12 protein-coding genes are annotated in these 17,102 nt (G+C 44.1%); 4 read left to right on the top strand and 8 right to left on the bottom strand.

What is annotated here, in order from left to right:
- Nucleotides 1–104: 104 nt before the first annotated feature.
- On the top strand, nt 105–443 hold the full coding sequence (locus DK187_RS13635) for a P-II family nitrogen regulator (protein WP_111607907.1): 339 nt from the start codon (nt 105–107) through the stop codon (nt 441–443).
- A gap of 91 nt (nt 444–534) precedes the next feature.
- Here DK187_RS13635 and DK187_RS13630 read toward each other — a convergent pair whose 3' ends face one another.
- The 5 genes from DK187_RS13630 to DK187_RS13610 all read right to left on the bottom strand — a co-directional run bounded on the left by DK187_RS13630 (nt 535) and on the right by DK187_RS13610 (nt 4,859).
- The gene (locus tag DK187_RS13630; protein ID WP_111607906.1) at nt 535–1,245 is read right to left on the bottom strand and encodes an ABC transporter permease; all 711 of its coding nucleotides are present in this window, start codon (nt 1,243–1,245) and stop codon (nt 535–537) included.
- A gap of 3 nt (nt 1,246–1,248) precedes the next feature.
- A complete protein-coding gene (locus DK187_RS13625) occupies nt 1,249–1,938 on the bottom strand; it encodes an ABC transporter permease (RefSeq protein ID WP_111607905.1) in 690 nt (229 codons plus the stop codon).
- Between the two features lie 147 nt (nt 1,939–2,085).
- Nucleotides 2,086–2,844 (bottom strand): transporter substrate-binding domain-containing protein, encoded by a 759-nt coding sequence (locus DK187_RS13620; protein WP_111607904.1) that lies wholly within the window; start codon nt 2,842–2,844, stop codon nt 2,086–2,088.
- A 76-nt stretch (nt 2,845–2,920) separates the two neighbouring features.
- Entirely contained in the window at nt 2,921–3,688 is a 768-nt protein-coding gene (locus DK187_RS13615; RefSeq protein ID WP_111607903.1) for an ABC transporter ATP-binding protein, read from the bottom strand.
- 139 nt (nt 3,689–3,827) lie between these two features.
- On the bottom strand, nt 3,828–4,859 hold the full coding sequence (locus DK187_RS13610; RefSeq protein ID WP_111607902.1) for a GlxA family transcriptional regulator: 1,032 nt from the start codon (nt 4,857–4,859) through the stop codon (nt 3,828–3,830).
- 294 nt (nt 4,860–5,153) lie between these two features.
- Here DK187_RS13610 and DK187_RS13605 point away from each other — a divergent pair, with 294 nt between their 5' ends.
- Together DK187_RS13605 and DK187_RS13600 are read left to right on the top strand one after the other, a co-directional pair.
- The gene (locus DK187_RS13605; RefSeq protein WP_111607901.1) at nt 5,154–9,971 is read left to right on the top strand and encodes an NAD-glutamate dehydrogenase; all 4,818 of its coding nucleotides are present in this window, start codon (nt 5,154–5,156) and stop codon (nt 9,969–9,971) included.
- Between the two features lie 54 nt (nt 9,972–10,025).
- Nucleotides 10,026–11,261 (top strand): aspartate aminotransferase family protein, encoded by a 1,236-nt coding sequence (locus DK187_RS13600; RefSeq protein ID WP_111607900.1) that lies wholly within the window; start codon nt 10,026–10,028, stop codon nt 11,259–11,261.
- Nucleotides 11,262–11,316: 55 nt separating this feature from the next.
- Here DK187_RS13600 and DK187_RS13595 read toward each other — a convergent pair whose 3' ends face one another.
- Complete coding sequence (locus tag DK187_RS13595; RefSeq protein WP_111607899.1) at nt 11,317–12,180, bottom strand: PhzF family phenazine biosynthesis protein; 864 nt, start codon at nt 12,178–12,180, stop codon at nt 11,317–11,319.
- Between the two features lie 215 nt (nt 12,181–12,395).
- Between DK187_RS13595 and sbmA the strand changes: the two genes are divergently transcribed.
- Nucleotides 12,396–13,676 (top strand): peptide antibiotic transporter SbmA, encoded by a 1,281-nt coding sequence (sbmA, locus tag DK187_RS13590; RefSeq protein WP_111607898.1) that lies wholly within the window; start codon nt 12,396–12,398, stop codon nt 13,674–13,676.
- A 103-nt stretch (nt 13,677–13,779) separates the two neighbouring features.
- Here the strand turns inward: sbmA and DK187_RS13585 are convergent, their stop codons facing one another.
- Together DK187_RS13585 and glnE are read right to left on the bottom strand one after the other, a co-directional pair.
- Nucleotides 13,780–13,989, bottom strand: a complete 210-nt coding sequence (locus DK187_RS13585; protein ID WP_111607897.1) for a hypothetical protein — start codon at nt 13,987–13,989, stop codon at nt 13,780–13,782.
- Between the two features lie 144 nt (nt 13,990–14,133).
- Nucleotides 14,134–17,064, bottom strand: coding sequence for a bifunctional [glutamate--ammonia ligase]-adenylyl-L-tyrosine phosphorylase/[glutamate--ammonia-ligase] adenylyltransferase (gene glnE / locus DK187_RS13580; RefSeq protein ID WP_111607896.1), 2,931 nt, complete (start codon nt 17,062–17,064; stop codon nt 14,134–14,136).
- Nucleotides 17,065–17,102 lie beyond the last annotated feature (38 nt).

Genomic DNA, 17,102 nt, shown 5'->3' with positions numbered 1-17,102 from the left:
AAACCATTATTAAATGTAGATCATAACCCTCTAGCCTGTGGCGACTTTTACAATAGAGTGGTATTTTTAGATGAAATAATGCTTTATTCGTATGGAGAAAAAACATGAAACTAATTACGGCGATTGTTAAGCCTTTTAAACTGGATGAGGTGCGTGAAGCACTGTCTGAAATTGGGATTAACGGTATCACCGTCACGGAAGTGAAGGGATTTGGGCGCCAACGAGGTCACACTGAACTGTACCGCGGAGCCGAATACGTAGTCGACTTCTTACCTAAGGTAAAACTAGAACTCGCGGTTGAAACAGACCAAGTAGAGCGCGCTATTGAAGCAATCCAACACAGCGCAAATACTGGCAAAATCGGCGATGGCAAAATCTTTGTTACCGCTTTAGAGCAAATCATTCGTATTCGTACGGGTGAAACAGGCGCGGATGCAATCTAGATCTATTGATGCGTGTTGCACCGCATACTTAAAGCACGACAAATAAAAAAGAGGCCTTGGCCTCTTTTTTATGTTTGCAACCTCGTTGACGCTAGCCTTTATCAGGAACTTTAATAGATAAAGTCCCTAAATAACGATTCTGACGTTGCTCTATTTGACGAAAAATGGCAATGATGACAATACTAATGACCAAATAAATGGCACCTGCCGCCAAGAATATTTCCATTGGTGTATAGGTTCTGGCAATAATAGTTCTCGCCATTCCCGTTAGATCCAAAATGGTAATAGTACTCGCCAATGCGCTGCCCTTGAGCATCAGAATGATTTCATTGCCATAAGCTGGTAATACGATACCAAATGCACGCGGCAATAGAACACGACGATACATTTGCGTTTTTGTCATACCGATCACCTTACAAGCTTCCACTTCTCCTGGAGGGATAGCCTGAATCGCTCCACGGAAGATCTCTGCAGTATAAGCTGACGTATTCAGAGTAAAAGCGATAATTGCACACCAAAATGGCTCTCTCAGAATCGGCCACAACACACTTTCTCTAACGACCTCAAATTGTGAGGCACCGTAGTAGACCAAAAAGATCTGCACCAATAACGGCGTACCACGAAAGAAAAAGATGTAAGCAAAAGGAATCGCCCTAATCCAAGCCACAGGAGAGATCCGCGCTAAAGCGATAGGCAAAGCAAAAACCCCACCAAGCACAATGGATATCATCACTAATTGAATACTGACCCAAGCCCCCTCAAGCAAACGAGGGAAGTATTCAACAACTACCGAAAAGTCCATACACTATCCTCTCGTTAAACCACGGCTTGCGCGTTTTTCCAAATAAGACACGAACACCATAGAAATAATGGTCAACGCCAAGTACATGAAAGCCGCCACCAAATAAAACAAAAACGCTTCTTTGGTACTACTCACAGCAATATTTGCCTTACGCATAATATCGTCCAAGCCCACAACCGATACTAATGCCGTATCTTTTAACAGGACAAGAAACAAATTCCCAAGCCCAGGTAAAGCAATTCGCCATACCTGCGGCAAAATAATTCGATAAAATTTTCGAATCGGCCCCATCCCTAAGGCAGTCGCCGCTTCGTGCTGACCTTTTGGTATAGATTGTAATGCGCCGCGAAACACTTCTGTTGCATAGGCACCAAAAGTCAAACCCAGAGCCGTGACACCCGCTGCAAATGCCCCTACCTCAATGTACTCGTCGTAGCCAAAAAGCCCAGCAACGGCCATCAAAACACTGGTTGCACCAAAGTAAATGATAAGCACGGTAAGGAGCTCGGGGATACCACGAATAATGGTGGTATAGCCATGAGCAATCCACCTCAACACCTTAAAAGAAGATAATTTAGCAGAAGCGCCTAACAACCCCAGAACTAAGCCAACAAACAGCGAACACATTGCCAGCTCTAAGGTCACAATAGCACCTTGTAGCAGCTGATCACCAAAGCCATGAAGATCAATCATAGTTTTTTCTCAGACTAAGCTTAACATCAGCCTACCGATATAAAATATCGGTAGGCTGTAAGAAATATCGACACTTGACTAGATCGAAACATTCACGCATGACTTAACCTATAAACCATACGCTAGAATATTCGAGCCTCAGTCAACTTAGTAGATAGAGAACGGGAAGTACTTAGCATTAATTTTTTGATAAGTACCATCGGCCAGAATTTGATCAAGCGCTTTGTTCAATTTCTCTTTTAGCTTGTCATCGCCTTTACGCACCGCGATACCAATGTTGTCTGTCTTCATAAAGGCGTCACCTTTGAATTCAAACTTAGCACCACTTTCGGACGTTTTTAACCAGTTATACGTTGGTAACTCGTCAGATAAAACGATGTCTAAACGACCTGCGACTAAATCCAAATAGACGTTATCTTGGTTATCGTAAAATTTAAGATCCGCTTTACCCGTGAAATTATCTTCTAGGTATTGCGCACCAAGGGTTGCACGTTGCGCCCCAATGGTCTTACCAGAAAGATTACTCAAATCAAAATTGTCTTCTACACGCCCCATGAAGCGTAGACCACCAGAGTAATATTTGTTTGTAAAATCAACGACTTTTAAACGATCTTCAGTAATCGACATGGAGGCAATAATGGCATCGAATTTACGCACTTTCAGACCTGGGATCAAACCATCCCAATCTTGGGTGAGAATCTCACAATCTGCTGCCATTTTGGCACACAATGCACGAGCAATATCAACGTCAAAACCCTGTGGTTGTCCGGCTTCATCAATAAAGTTAAATGGAGCCCAAGCACCTTCTGTTACAAAACGTACTTTATCAGCCGCCTGCACAGACACCGTTGACAACGCCGCTGTTAGCAACAACGCTGAGCCTAACACTACTTTTTTCAATTTCATTATAATCCCCTTGGAATATTTGTTTATTTGATCATTTTTGCTTTTTATAATGTCTTACTTAAGTCACTAAGTGTGCCTAAAAAACACTGGATAAAAACGCCTTGCAGCGCTCTGATTTTGGTGCACTAAAGACCTGACTTGGTGTGCCTTTTTCCTCCACTACGCCTTGATGAAGAAATACGACATCACTGGATACTTCACGCGCAAAATTCATTTCGTGAGTAACAATCAGCATAGTACGCCCCTCTTCTGCTAAATTGCGCATAACGCCCAATACTTCACCCACTAATTCAGGATCTAAAGCAGAGGTGGGTTCATCAAACAGGATAACTTGAGGATCCATGGCCAATGTCCTAGCGATAGCGACACGTTGTTGCTGGCCACCAGATAGCTGATTGGGATACATGTTCTTTTTCTCAGCAATGCCGACTTTTCGCAATAAATGCTCAGCGTATTCAGCCACTTCGTGTTTCGGACGCTTTAGAACATGCAATGGCCCTTCCATGACATTTTGTAAAATCGTCATATGAGGCCACAAATTAAAACTTTGAAACACAAACCCTATCTGCTGACGCATCTGAGTGAGTTGTTTCATGTTATTTGCGACCAAATCAGATTCGCCTTGAACCAGATCGAGCTTATTGCCATTGAAGACAATCTCGCCCCGTGTTGGATTTTCAAGCATGTTAATGCAACGCAAGAAGGTACTTTTACCTGAACCACTGGATCCAAGAATGGAAATGACATCACCGTCATAGGCTTTTAGGGAAATGCCCTTTAACACCTCAATATCACCAAACGTTTTGTGAATATCAATGAGCTCTAACGCCGGGACTTTCGACATGTTTTCTACCTTTTTCATTGTATGAACTTATTATTTTTGACGTAAAATAGCACAACACTGGACTAATAAAAGCAAACAGCTTGCGCGATTGAGTAGAATACAAGAATCACGCCAAGAATAATTCACCCCATATTTTAAGTTACTTTTTCCATAGCTGCCTCTTTTTCTTGTCCATTTGGACAGTCTCTGAGGGTTTATTTTGCATCTTTTTATAAATTGTATTGCGTTCTTCCCTAGGTGTAATACCAAAGAACCCTTTATAGGTGGTACTAAAATGGGGCGCAGACCCAAATCCACACGCCACTCCCACCTCAGTGATACTCTTGTCCGTTTGAGTAATCAGTTGCTTAGCATGCTGTAAACGTAATTCTAAATAATAACGCGAAGGCACTGTATCCAAATTACTTTTAAAAAGGCGCTCTAAGTGCCGTCGAGATACACCAACATGATAGGCAATATCATCCGAAGACAAGGGCTCTTGGATATTAGCTTCCATGAGCTGCACGGCTTCAACCAATTTCGGCTGCCCTGTACCAATTCTAGCCTGTAATGGAATTCTTTGCGGATCTTCATGAGTGCGAATACGCTCACAAACAAACTGTTCAGAAATGCTACTCGCTAATGACATACCATGCTGTTTACCAATCAAAAACAGCATCATATCCATAGCCGCGGTGCCACCACTGCAAGTATAACGATCTCTATCAACTTCAAACAGGTGGTTGGACACAATCGTTTGTAGAAATTCATCACGCAGATTCGCCAAACTTCGCCAATGAATCGTTGCGCGATAACCATCTAGCAGGCCAGCTTTTGCTAATAAGTAACTTCCCGTGCATACTCCACCCAGAGAAATCTTTCTTTTAGCTTGTTTTTTTATCCAATTTTCTAAAGTCTCACTTTCGTTTTTTATCACAGGTGACGCACCACACACAAAAATCGCATCCAAATCGCTTGGCGCGTCACTTGTTAGGTAGTCAGATACGGTTGTAACCCCCGTATTTGAAGGGATTTGTTTTTCTTCATGACTGATCGTGCAAAAAGAATATAGCTCTTTTCCTGTCACCCAGTTCGCCATGTGCAGTGTTTCAATGGCGGAAGAAAAACCCAGCATAGAATAATGCGGTAAGAGCAAAAAACCGTATTTTAATGGCTTCTTGCTCGCCTGCATGATTTCTCTTGATGCGAATTCGGTCTTGTACAAAATATTATCCTGCGAACTATAGACAAAAAAGGAGTTTATTTCGTTTAAAATGGATAACAAAGGTTTTTTTCGTCTTGAGCAAGACTTTTTTAGCCCAATTAACCAGACATCACAACAATATGTCGCAATTAGATAAGTTACTAACTATCAAAGGAGTGAATTTTTCATAATAATCTTATCAAGAGTCCGAACCTTGTACTTCCTTAACATTGCACCAACTACTAGTTTTATTAAGAACACCACAACGAGGGATGAGTTCTAATGACTGATCACAAAAAAAGCGAATTAATCGAACGTGTCGAAGTAGAAATAAACGAACACTTCAATGCGACCGAAGCCAACAACCTGATTCAACTTGCCCACCTCTACTTTCAGGACTCTTTAACGGAAGATTTGGTCAATGAATCCATTGAAAACCTATACGGCACCATCGTCTGCTTATGGGATTTCTTACAACAACGTCCAGTTAATCAACCAAAAGTTCGTGTTTACAATCCAAACTACGAAGAACACAGCTGGCAATCAACACACACGGTTATCGAAATTCTAACCGATGACATGCCTTTCCTTGTGTCGTCTTTCAATATGGCACTCGTGCGTCTTGGCCACACCATTCACATGACGTCCCACCCTGTCGTACCAGTGGAACGTAACAAGAAAGGGGAATTGCAAGGTATCAACCTTGAATCTAAAACACATGAAGCCCTAATGCGATTTGAAATCGACCGTTTGTCTGACATCAATTTGCTGGATAAGATTAAAGAAGAACTGCTTAGCAGTTTAGTCGATGTGAAAAAAACCGTAGCCGATTGGCCTACGATGAAAGCGCGATTGAACGAAATCATCAAAGAATCTGAACAATTAGCCCATTTAAAAGGCAATGAAGAGCATCAAGAAATCCTTGATTTTTTACGTTGGGTTGAAAACGACCACTTCACCTTTATTGGCTTTCGCGCTTATGACCTCGCCGTTGAAGACAATGAAACCCATCTAAAATTGGTTGAAGGTTCAGGCTTAGGCACGTTCCGTGACATCAACGATAAAAAAGTGAAACGCGACATTGTATTAGAAAACAGCTTGGCCAAACTCGCCGTTGACAGTAACAATATCCTAATTTTGACCAAGTCGACGGCGGTATCAACAGTTCACCGTCCTGTTCACCTTGATTACCTTGGTGTCAAACGTTTCGATAAGAAAGGCAACGTGATTGGGGAATGGCGCTTCTTTGGCTTATACTCTTCTGCGGCTTACATTGCTCGCTTACAAGACATTCCATTACTGCGCAAAAAACTCAACGTCATTGTTGAAAAAGCCAATGTGGATCCAAACAGCCACAAGGGCAAAAATCTAAAACACATTCTAAATAGCTACCCTCGTGATGAGATGCTACAAGCACCAGTGGATGAACTTTTCGTCACGATTGAAAGCATTCTTGCGATTCAAGAGCGTCGCCAATTGCGTGTATTCCTGCGCAAAGACATTTATGGCCGCTTCTTAAACGCACTCGTCTATGTGCCGAGAGATCGTTACAACACAGAATTGCGCATCAAAATGCAAGACATTCTGATGAGCGCTTGCAACGGCACCAGTTCAGAATTTAACGTACAGTTTTCTCAGCTAGTCTTGGCACGAGTCAACTTTACGATTCAAATTGCCGACCCTAGTCAAAGTCCAAGCATCGACGTAGAAGACATTCAACGTAAGATGCAAGATGCAATGAGCTCATGGGAAGACAAATTGCTCAATGCCCTGCATAAGAGTCATGGCGAAGAAAACGGCAACCGCCTTTTCAACAATTATGTCGCCTACTTGCCTGCTGCCTACCGTGAAGACTTTTCTCCAAATGCCGCTGTACTAGACATTGAGCGTTTGAGCCAATTAGCGGGCGAAGGCGATACATCGACACACATTTATCGTCAAGTTGGGCAAGCGAAAAATAATTACTTCTTCAAGGTATATGGCGCTGGCACCACACTGGTCTTGTCTGATGTGTTACCGATATTGGAATACATGGGACTACGAGTTCTAGAAGCTCGTCCATATGAACTGGACCAAAATGGTGATGGCACAACCAACACATGGGTGGTTGAATTTGCCATCAGTGTTGACGCAGATGTGAATTTAGAGAAAAACACTCAACGCGAAGCCTTCCAAGACGCTTTCAATCAAATCTTCCGTCGTCGTGTTGAAAACGACCGATTTAACGCCCTTGTCCTAAGCGCGTCATTAACATGGCGCCAAGTAACTATGCTGCGCGCGTTGACAAAATACTTGATGCAGTTACAAGTGCCTTTCTCGTTGCAGTACATGCAACAAACTTTAGAGAAAAATGCCGGTATTGCTCGCTTGTTGGTGCAATTGTTTGAACAACGCTTTGATCCAAGCCAAGAAGCCAAACGTGACGAAAAAGTACAAAAGCTACTGGAAAAAATCGATCTAGAATTGGACCAAGTGGCCAACTTGGATGAAGATCGCATTCTGAAGCACTATCTTTCCGTGATTCAAGCCATGCTGCGTACCAACTTCTATCAAGCTGGTGCAGAAGGTGAAATCAAAGACTATGTGTCTTTCAAATTGGACCCTTCATTGATTCCAGCGGTTCCTTTACCACGCCCGAAATTCGAAATTTTCGTTTATGCGCCTTGGGTCGAAGGTATCCACATGCGCGGTGGTAAAGTGGCCCGTGGTGGTCTGCGCTGGTCTGATCGTATGGAAGACTTCCGTACCGAAGTACTTGGCCTCGTCAAGGCACAAATGGTGAAAAACGCGGTTATCGTCCCTTCTGGTGCCAAAGGTGGCTTCGTTGCCAAGCAACTGAAAAAGAACGCCTCTCGTGAAGAAGTTCAGGCAGAAGTTATCCACTGCTACACTACGTTCATTAGCGGCTTATTAGACATTACCGATAACCTAATCAAAAACGAAGTGGTACCACCATTGTCTGTGCTTCGTTACGACGAAGACGACCCATATTTGGTGGTTGCAGCCGATAAAGGTACGGCCACTTTCTCTGACTTAGCGAACAGTATTTCGGCGAAATATGGCTTCTGGCTAGGCGATGCTTTTGCTTCAGGTGGTTCAAACGGTTACGACCACAAGAAAATGGGCATTACAGCACGTGGCGCTTGGGAATCGGTTAAACGTCAGTTCAAAGAAATCGGCATCAATTGCCAAACCACAGACTTCACGGCGGTTGGTATTGGTGACATGGCGGGTGACGTATTTGGCAACGGCATGTTGTTGTCGAAACATATTCAGTTGGTTGCGGCGTTTAACCATATGCATATTTTCATCGACCCAACGCCTGATGCCGCCTCTTCTTTTATGGAACGTGAACGCATGTTCAAGTTGCCTCGTTCTTCTTGGGAAGACTACAACAAGGAACTTATTTCAAAAGGTGGCGGTGTCTTCAATCGCTCCGCGAAATCCATTCCTATTAATGCAGATATTCGCAAGGCATTAGGTATTGAAGGCAATGTCAAATCCATGGCACCAACGGAACTGATCAACGCTATCCTAAAAGCCCCTGTGGATCTGCTTTGGAATGGTGGTATCGGCACGTATGTAAAATCCGAAACAGAATCTCATGCCGATGCAGGAGACAGTGCCAATAATGGTCTACGTGTTAATGGTAAAGAGCTGCGCTGCAAAATCGTTGGTGAAGGCGGTAACCTAGGGTTAACACAACTAGGCCGTATTGAGTTTGCTCAGAAAGGCGGCTTAATCAGTACCGATGCCATTGATAACTCAGCGGGTGTGGACAGCTCGGATCATGAAGTCAACATCAAGATCCTACTTAACCGCGTGGTGGAAAACGGCGACTTAACCGAGAAGCAACGCAACAGCTTGTTAGCAGAAATGACCGATGAAGTCGGTAACCTAGTGCTACGCCATAACCGTGGTCAAAGTCATCTATTGTCGTTAGCCAATGCGCAGGCGCCAGAACGCTTGGCCGATCACTGGCGTTTGATTCAATCCTTGGTACGTGAAGGTCGCTTAAACCGCGAGATTGAATACTTACCAAGTGATGCGCAGATCAAAAAACGCCTAAATAAAGGACAAGGTTTAACGCGTCCGGAAATTTCAGTGTTATTGGCCTATTCGAAAATCAAACTGTCTGAACAGTTGGTAGAAGATGGCATTGGCGAAGATGTCGATTTGACAACACAAATCAACGAATATTTCCCAACCCAATTGACCAAGCATTTTGGTGGTCAAATGGCGTCACACCCATTGATTCAAGAAATCATTGCTGGACATGTAACCAACAATCTTGGCAATCGCATGGGACCCACCTTTAGCACTTATATGCAAGAGGAAACCAGTGCCTCGTCTTTAAATGTTGTTCGAGCTTATATGGCCGCAGAAGACATTTTTGGCATTCCAGCACTTTGGGACGCCGTCAACAGTTTGGACTTCACCGTCGAAAACACCGTTTTAAACGGCTTACTGATTCGGATTCAAGGACTATTAGAACGGGCGACGCTTTGGCTATTACGCAATACGCGTGAAAGCCTATCCATTCAGCGCCTAAAAGACGCTTACAAGCCGGGCGTTGAAGTCATTAGAGCCAATATGCAGGCCATTTTGACAGAATCCAGTCAAGCTCACTTGGCTGATATTACGACTCGTCTCGTCGAGCACAATATCCCAGTTGAAATAGCCGAGAGATTATCGTCTCTTCACTACCTCTTCTACGGATTAGACATTATTCGTGTCGCCGCCAATACAGAAACCGAAGTGTTGGATGTTGCTCAAACTTACTTTGCTCTTGAAATGGACCTAGAGCTGCATTGGTTACGTCACAAAGTCAGCGAACTATCCGCTGATGATGTATGGCAACGGCGTGCAAAAGGTGGGCTTGGCGATGAGATCGATAACAGCCTACGCACTCTCACCCAAGAGGTCATACAATCCAGCGCCGATATTAAGAAGCTGGAACAACGTCTGACCCATTGGCGCGAATCAAACAGTGATAGCATCAAGCATTACCGTGCTACTTTCAGTGAAATTAAAACTGAAAGTGAATTCACGCTTGCAATGATAACTGTCGCTATTCGTGAGTTGAGAAATCTGATATAAACCAAAAGGTGGCCGTCATTGCGGCCACCTATTTTTAAGAGGCCTTTTTGTAAGATGGATAAAAAAGTGACACAACAAGTAACGAGAGCAACTTTTGACGAAGTAATGGTTCCCAACTATGCACCTTCTGCGATTATTCCAGTGCGTGGTGAGGGCTCTCGCGTATGGGACAAAGAAGGCAAAGAATACGTCGATTTTGCAGGCGGCATTGCCGTGACTGCATTGGGTCACTCCCATCCAACTCTAGTCAACGTTATGCGTGAGCAAGCTGGGCAAATTTGGCATTTATCCAATGTCATGACCAACGAGCCAGCACTGCGACTAGCGAAAAAATTGACTGAAAAAACCTTTGCTGACCGAGTTTTCTTTGCGAACAGTGGCGCTGAAGCCAACGAAGCTGCGTTTAAATTGGCTCGTCGTTATGCGTTTGATCATTTTGGTCCAGAAAAACATGAAATTATTGCTTTTTATAAATCCTTCCATGGCCGTACCTTGTTTACCGTTTCTGTCGGTGGTCAAGCCAAGTATAAAGAAGGGTTTGAGCCAACACCTGGTGGTATTAAGCACTGCGATTACAACAATATCGAGCAACTGAAGGCCATTATTAGCGACAAAACCTGTGCGGTTGTAATGGAGCCAATTCAAGGTGAAGGCGGCATTATTCCTGCTGATATTGAGTTTGCGAAACAAGTTCGCGAGTTATGTGATCAGTACAATGCACTGTTGGTCTACGATGAAGTGCAATCCGGTGTGGGTCGTACAGGTACTCTGTATGCCTACGAGCAACTCGGTGTGACACCTGACGTGCTGACCACAGCGAAAGCACTTGGCAACGGTTTCCCTGTTGGCGCCATGCTAGCCACTGAAAAAGCCGCCAAGAGCCTAGCGTTTGGCACACACGGCAGTACTTATGGTGGCAACCCAATGGCTTGCGCCATTGCTGAAGCCGTCATTGATATTATCGATACACCAGAAGTGTTAGGTGGTGTAGCAAAACGCCATGACCAATTTTTTGACGGCCTAAAAGCCATCAACGAAAAGTATCACGTTTTTAAAGACATTCGTGGTATGGGTCTTTTAATGGGGGCAGAAGTCATTGACAGTCTTGCTGGAAAAGCCGGTGAGATTGTGAAAGCGGCTGCTGAAGAAGGCTTGTTTGTGCTTGTTGCAGGTCCTAACGTATTACGTTTAGCTCCGTCTTTAATCATTACTGAACAAGACATTGCCGATGGCCTTGCTCGTCTTGATAAAGCCATTGCCACCGTTATTGCGAATAATCAAACGGCATAACGCGACTTGCACTAGATAAAAACCTTAAAAATCGGACTTCGGTCCGATTTTTTATTTAATCTACATAGATAGAAATCCGCTTATTAAATACCCCTTCCCCGCCAACCTGAACCTGCTTTAATACGCCACCCTCTAAGCTGAGTTGCGTCAATAAACAGGATGGCATGTTCATCGCTCGCCCTTGCTCAAACACGGCTTGTAGATAACCAAAGTGTCGATTCAAATAACAAGCTAATGCGCCACTTGAGCTGCCTGTGGCCGATTCTTCAGGAATCCCTACTGCGGGGGCAAAGTTTCGACAACTGGCGGTATAGAATGATTCTGGCGGGTTCAATTCAAAGACATGAAATCCGACACAATGCTGTTGCTGACAAAAGTGCGACATCGCCTCCATATCCACAACAAGAGAATCCAAAAAACCAAACGGTATAGGAACGATGATATCCACTAATCCCGTTGAAACCGCCTGAATAGGCAAACCAGCTTGAGCAATCAACGCGGGCTGAACGCCTAACATAGGGGCTATTTCTTCTGCGCTAAATTCAGCCAACCACACGGGCAAACTCTGGTTCATCAAAACATCCCCATTTGGGGTGATCTCGACGGCTAATATACCGGCTTTGGTTTCCTGCTTATAATGCCCAGCAGGAATGCACTGTAAATGACGCAATAACCAAAAGGCACTTAGGGTCGCATGTCCACAAAAATCCACTTCCACTGTTGGCGTAAAAAATGACAACTGAAAATCCGCGCTATCGCTTTGACTCACAAAAGCGGTTTCTGATACACCCACTTGCTTCGCGATAGATTGCTTCTGGCTATCCGTTAGCATATCGGCCTGCAAGACCACACCCGCTAAATTCCCACCCTGCCCTGATATCGAAAATGCTTGAATCAGATACACATCAACTCGCGTCATAAAACCTTCCTATTGCCATGATTCGATAGCGTAACAAACTATTTCGCAAAAAATGCCTTCGCCATGGGCGATTATCGTCTTTTTTACTGATTCCTGATGAGCCGCTTGATTGTGATTATCACTTGACTGGTTTAAGCTCCAGTAGGGAGTCATTAAACAACTTTGCGTAAATCAATGGCTTATGAACTATTCAACTGATATAGAGAAACGACAACGTGTTTCATTCTTTCTTTCCTAAACCCAAACTCTTCTTTCTTAGCTTTGCCCTGTGGGCACTTGTCTGTGTCATTGGCTGGTATGCTATCGTGCAGGACTTAGGACACATTTTAAGTCTAGGTTCTCTGTTTGGTGTCCACTTTCCTGATGCTTTAGCGGAAGGCGCTGACGCCGCAGCCCAAAGCGCCTTTCAGAGTGCACAAAGTACCGCATTGGATGTGTGGCTTTACCAATACATGGCCGTTTGTTATGCCATATTTATTGGCGGTTGGGTCATCTACGGTGGTCAGAAATGGGCTAAATGGTCGGTGGTTGGTTCAGGGTTAATTGTGTTCATTACTTGGTTCCAAGTCCAAGTGAGCGTCATGATAAATGAATGGTACGGCAGTTTTTACGACTTAATTCAAAAAGCACTAAGCGCACCAAATAGCATCACCCTTGATGAATATTTTGCTCAACTTTTCACTTTTGCTGGTATCGCATTTGTATTTATTGCAGTCGCTGTATTAAATAGCTTTTTTGTTAGCCACTATGTATTCAGATGGCGCACCGCCATGAATAACTATTACGCTTCCAAATGGCAACAGGTTCGTCATATTGAAGGAGCCTCTCAACGTATTCAAGAAGATACTATGCGCTTCGCCAGTATTGTTGAAACGTTAGGTGTGCGCTTCTTAGACTCAATGATGACATTACTGGCGTTTCTTCCTGTATTGTGGGGGTTATCATCCTACGTTAAAGAGCTTCCTTTCTTAGGAGAAGTCCCTCAAGCGTTAGTTTTTATCGCTATTATATGGTCCATAATAGGCACGACACTCCTAGCTGTAGCGGGTATTCGCTTGCCTGGGCTGGAATTCAAAAACCAACGAGTCGAAGCCGCTTATCGTAAAGAACTGGTTTATGGTGAAGACAATTCAGATAGAGCAGAACCAATTACACTAGCGGAATTATTCACGAACGTACGTAAAAACTACTTTAATCTCTATGCTAATTATTTGTATTTTAACATAGTTCGATATGGCTACTTACAGGCTGGGGTTTTAGTCCCCCTCATTGCTCTCGGGCCTTCTATTGTAGCTGGCACCCTTACTTTAGGCATCTTCCAACGTATAAGTAATGCTTTTAATCAAGTCGAGGGGTCGTTTCAATTTTTAGTCAATTCGTGGACGACGATTGTTGAACTGCTGTCAATTTACAAACGTCTTAAAGCGTTTGAGGCCGCTATCGATAACCAACCGTTACCAGCCGAAGACCAGCATTTTATCGAAACACAACCGTAATTTTATGGCCTGAGTCCGTTTAAACAAAAAGCCCGCTAGATGCACTAGAGGGCTTTTTGTTATTTCGTACAGTGCATTTCAAATAAACGCTTTTTACATCGTATCAAACGTTCACGTTAATGTTCTGACCGAGATTATCGGTTGTAGTATGCGAACCACTGCTGGCGGCTGGCGTCACACTTTTTGCGGCCGCCTCTAACAATTCAAGACTCTGCTTACCACGCTGCTCTTGAGCTGCTTTGGCTAAATTCGCGCTGTAAACTTCACTCGCATAATCCATCGCAGGACTACTCATACCATTAATGCTTGGCATCGTTCCTCCTATTAGCTATCAATTTGTATCGTTGGCAATAAGTTATTTCAAAAAATGACTAACTGTTCAAAAATACACCAATGGTTTAAAGTGTAGCTGATACTTGGTCAATTTACGAACATCTTTTCACAAGAATTATCGCCATTAAATCTGCTCATTACTTATAAAATTTTCCCAGTACTGACTTACTAGGTTCTGGTTATCCACTAGGGTATCTTTTTGCACGACTCGACCCTGTTGCTGCAGGCTTAGGCGATGCGTTAGAGATCGATAAAGTGTATAGGTATCGGTCATTTTTTCAGCCTGTTCGGCCCCAATCAAACCAACCAAAGCAGCGGCTTCTAATTGACGCACATTATCAGAGAAGCGCATCAACTCTGGGTATTTACACGACCAAGCCAACACCAAATACTGCACCATAAACTCAATGTCTATAATACCGCCCGCGCCTTGCTTGAGGTCAAAACCTTTTTCTTTGCCGCCGGTATCAAGATGCGCACGCATTTTTTCACGCATTTTAATCACTTCCGCTTTGAGCTCACTACGCTCTCGAATCGATGCGATAATGTCTTTACGGCAATCTTCAAATTTCGCCAATAAATTGGGTTCTCCCGCTAATCCACGAGAGCGGGTCAGCGCTTGGTGCTCCCACACCCAAGCCTCTTTTTGCTGATAATCTTTGAAGGCTTCTAAACTCGAAACCAATAGACCAGAATTACCAGAAGGACGCAAACGCATGTCTACTTCATACAGACGCCCAGCCGCGGTAAAGCTGGTTATCATGTGAATAAGACGCTGACCCAGCCGGGTATAAAAAGTCAGATTATCGATACTCCGCTCACCGTTTGTCTGTCCCGTTGCTTGCGCATCATGAATAAACACCAGATCAAGATCGGAATCGTAGCCAAGCTCCCAGCCCCCTGATTTGCCATAACCAATAATCGCCAATTGCGGTGTGAAAGCGACTTCGCCTTGGCTCACGGGGAAACCATGCTTCTTAGTCAAATATTGCCAAGACTGTTGCAATACTTGATCTAAAAGCACTTCTGCCAACCAAGTTAAGTGATCACTCACTTTCATCACAGGCAATATTTCTGTGATATCGCAAGCCGCAATACGCAGAATAATAGAACGCCTAAAGCGTCGCATGGCGTCCATTTGAGCTTCTTCATCCTCTTCAGGCAAACGTAATAATATTTGCTGAAGTTCTTCCGCCAGCATGATTTTATCGGGCGGTGAAAATAAAGTATTGGCGTCCAGAAGCTCATCCAGCAATGCGGGTGTCGCTGAAATAGCTTCGGTGAACCACATACTTTCTCGACACAAACGAATAAGATGAGTCAATGCCGTTTGGTTTTCACACAACAATACTAGGTAGGCCGTGCGGCGTAATACGGCTTCCAGTATTGGAAACACCCGTTCAAGCACTAAATCAGGATTGGCTTCATCGGTTAATTTGCTCATCAAGGCGGCTAAAAATACCGCAAGACGTTCTTGCCCAATAGGTTGCATAAATACGACTGTACGTGAGCTAAGCAATTGAGAAATTCGTGTGATACTGGCTTCTTGATCTTGCCAAGCGATCAGCCCAATTGCATCGTCTATGGCTTCTCTGTCCTCTGGGCGTTTAATGAGTAAGCGCCACGTTTCCTGATGCTTTACCTCCTCACTCGTTTCATGACCATCGTCGATTAACGCCACAAAAGAGCGATGCACATTTTTGCGCACTTCCCACAAGCGCTTATCCAACGCGTCCCACGATGAAAACCCCACCATTAAGGCAATACGTGTACGCGCACGCTCCTCTTCTGGCAACAGTTGCGTTTGCTCATCGTTGACCGCTTGCAATGCATGTTCTGTTCGACGAAGAAGCAAATAAGCTTCACGTAATTGGTCCATTTCCTCGACGGGCAAATAATCATGCTTAGCAAGATAGGGCAAGACTTTCAATAAGGCGGGGGTTTGCAACCCTTGGTCTCGCCCTCCATGTAATATTTGTAAAGCTTGAGCGATAAACTCAACCTCTCGAATACCACCCTCCCCCAGTTTGATGTTGTGCTCAATGCCTTTACGGCGCACTTCTTTAGCGATCATTTGCTTAAGATCACGCAGCGCACCAATCGCACCAAAATCTAAATATTTACGATAGACAAAGGGCCGACGTAACGTTTCAAATTCACGTATATCTAAGGCGTTTCCAGACATGACACGGGCTTTAATCATCGCGTAACGTTCCCAATCTCGCCCTTGATCTTGGTAATAGTTTTCCAGTGAGTCCATGTTTAACACCAAAGCACCAGATTGACCAAAGGGGCGCAAACGCATGTCCACCCGAAAAACAAAACCATCTGCGGTCACTTGATCCAAATGCTGAATCAGTTTTTGTCCCAACTTAGTAAAATATTCTTGGTGAGACAGACTTTTTTTACCACCTTGGGTGTCACCATGCTCACGAAAGGCAAAAATCAAATCGATGTCGGAAGATAGGTTTAACTCGTTTCCCCCCAATTTCCCCATACCAATAACAATCATCGACTGAGGCTGGCTGTTGCTGTCCAACGCCTGACCGTACAAGGCTAGGTAATGCTGCTCAGTCCATTGTAAGCTGGCGTTCACGCAGGCATCGGCCAATCCACTCAAACGCGCCGTCAGCTCGGTTAAGGAGAGACGTTGCTGAATGTCTAAGGCGATCAGCCGCACCATCCACCACTGACGATACAGACGCAAACGCTTAACAAAGCTAGCCTCATCTAACGCGTCTTGAGCAACGTGAAGACAAGCATTGGCCTCATGAGCGAAATAGGCCTCACCCGCCATTAGAGCCTCTTTAGAAGGTCGCTCTGGTAATGTCTCCAGCACCAACAAATCATCTAACCACCGAGGAAACCGCGTGCATTGCTTGTGTAAGTAATCACTTAACACCCACAATGGCTCTAACATCGCGATTTGTTCAGAGCTCAACAGATCAAGACCATGCCGTTGTCTTGACTCTTGGACCTGTTCCAATAACAAGAAACGAGAAGCAGATTGTTCGCAAAAAAGTGTATAATTGGGATTCAAATTTGGAGGGGTCAAAAGGGTTTCCTTACTTTTTTATTTTTTACGTTATCACG

This window comes from Marinomonas arctica (genome assembly GCF_003259225.1).
Taxonomy (GTDB): Bacteria; Pseudomonadota; Gammaproteobacteria; order Pseudomonadales; family Marinomonadaceae; genus Marinomonas; species Marinomonas arctica.
Note: the sequence above shows the minus strand (reverse complement) of the source record. Positions and strands in the feature narration are given on the sequence as shown.

Bases quoted from the DNA above. Each gene is read 5' to 3' on its own strand.
- DK187_RS13620 (WP_111607904.1), bottom strand. From the start codon at position 2,844: ATGAAATTGAAAAAAGTAGTGTTAGGCTCAGCGTTGTTGCTAACAGCG.
- DK187_RS13605 (WP_111607901.1), top strand. From the start codon at position 5,154: ATGACTGATCACAAAAAAAGCGAATTAATCGAACGTGTCGAAGTAGAA.
- DK187_RS13625 (WP_111607905.1), bottom strand. From the start codon at position 1,938: ATGATTGATCTTCATGGCTTTGGTGATCAGCTGCTACAAGGTGCTATT.
- DK187_RS13630 (WP_111607906.1), bottom strand. From the start codon at position 1,245: ATGGACTTTTCGGTAGTTGTTGAATACTTCCCTCGTTTGCTTGAGGGG.
- DK187_RS13615 (WP_111607903.1), bottom strand. From the start codon at position 3,688: ATGTCGAAAGTCCCGGCGTTAGAGCTCATTGATATTCACAAAACGTTT.
- DK187_RS13595 (WP_111607899.1), bottom strand. From the start codon at position 12,180: ATGACGCGAGTTGATGTGTATCTGATTCAAGCATTTTCGATATCAGGG.
- DK187_RS13610 (WP_111607902.1), bottom strand. From the start codon at position 4,859: ATGCAGGCGAGCAAGAAGCCATTAAAATACGGTTTTTTGCTCTTACCG.
- DK187_RS13635 (WP_111607907.1), top strand. From the start codon at position 105: ATGAAACTAATTACGGCGATTGTTAAGCCTTTTAAACTGGATGAGGTG.
- DK187_RS13600 (WP_111607900.1), top strand. From the start codon at position 10,026: ATGGATAAAAAAGTGACACAACAAGTAACGAGAGCAACTTTTGACGAA.
- DK187_RS13585 (WP_111607897.1), bottom strand. From the start codon at position 13,989: ATGCCAAGCATTAATGGTATGAGTAGTCCTGCGATGGATTATGCGAGT.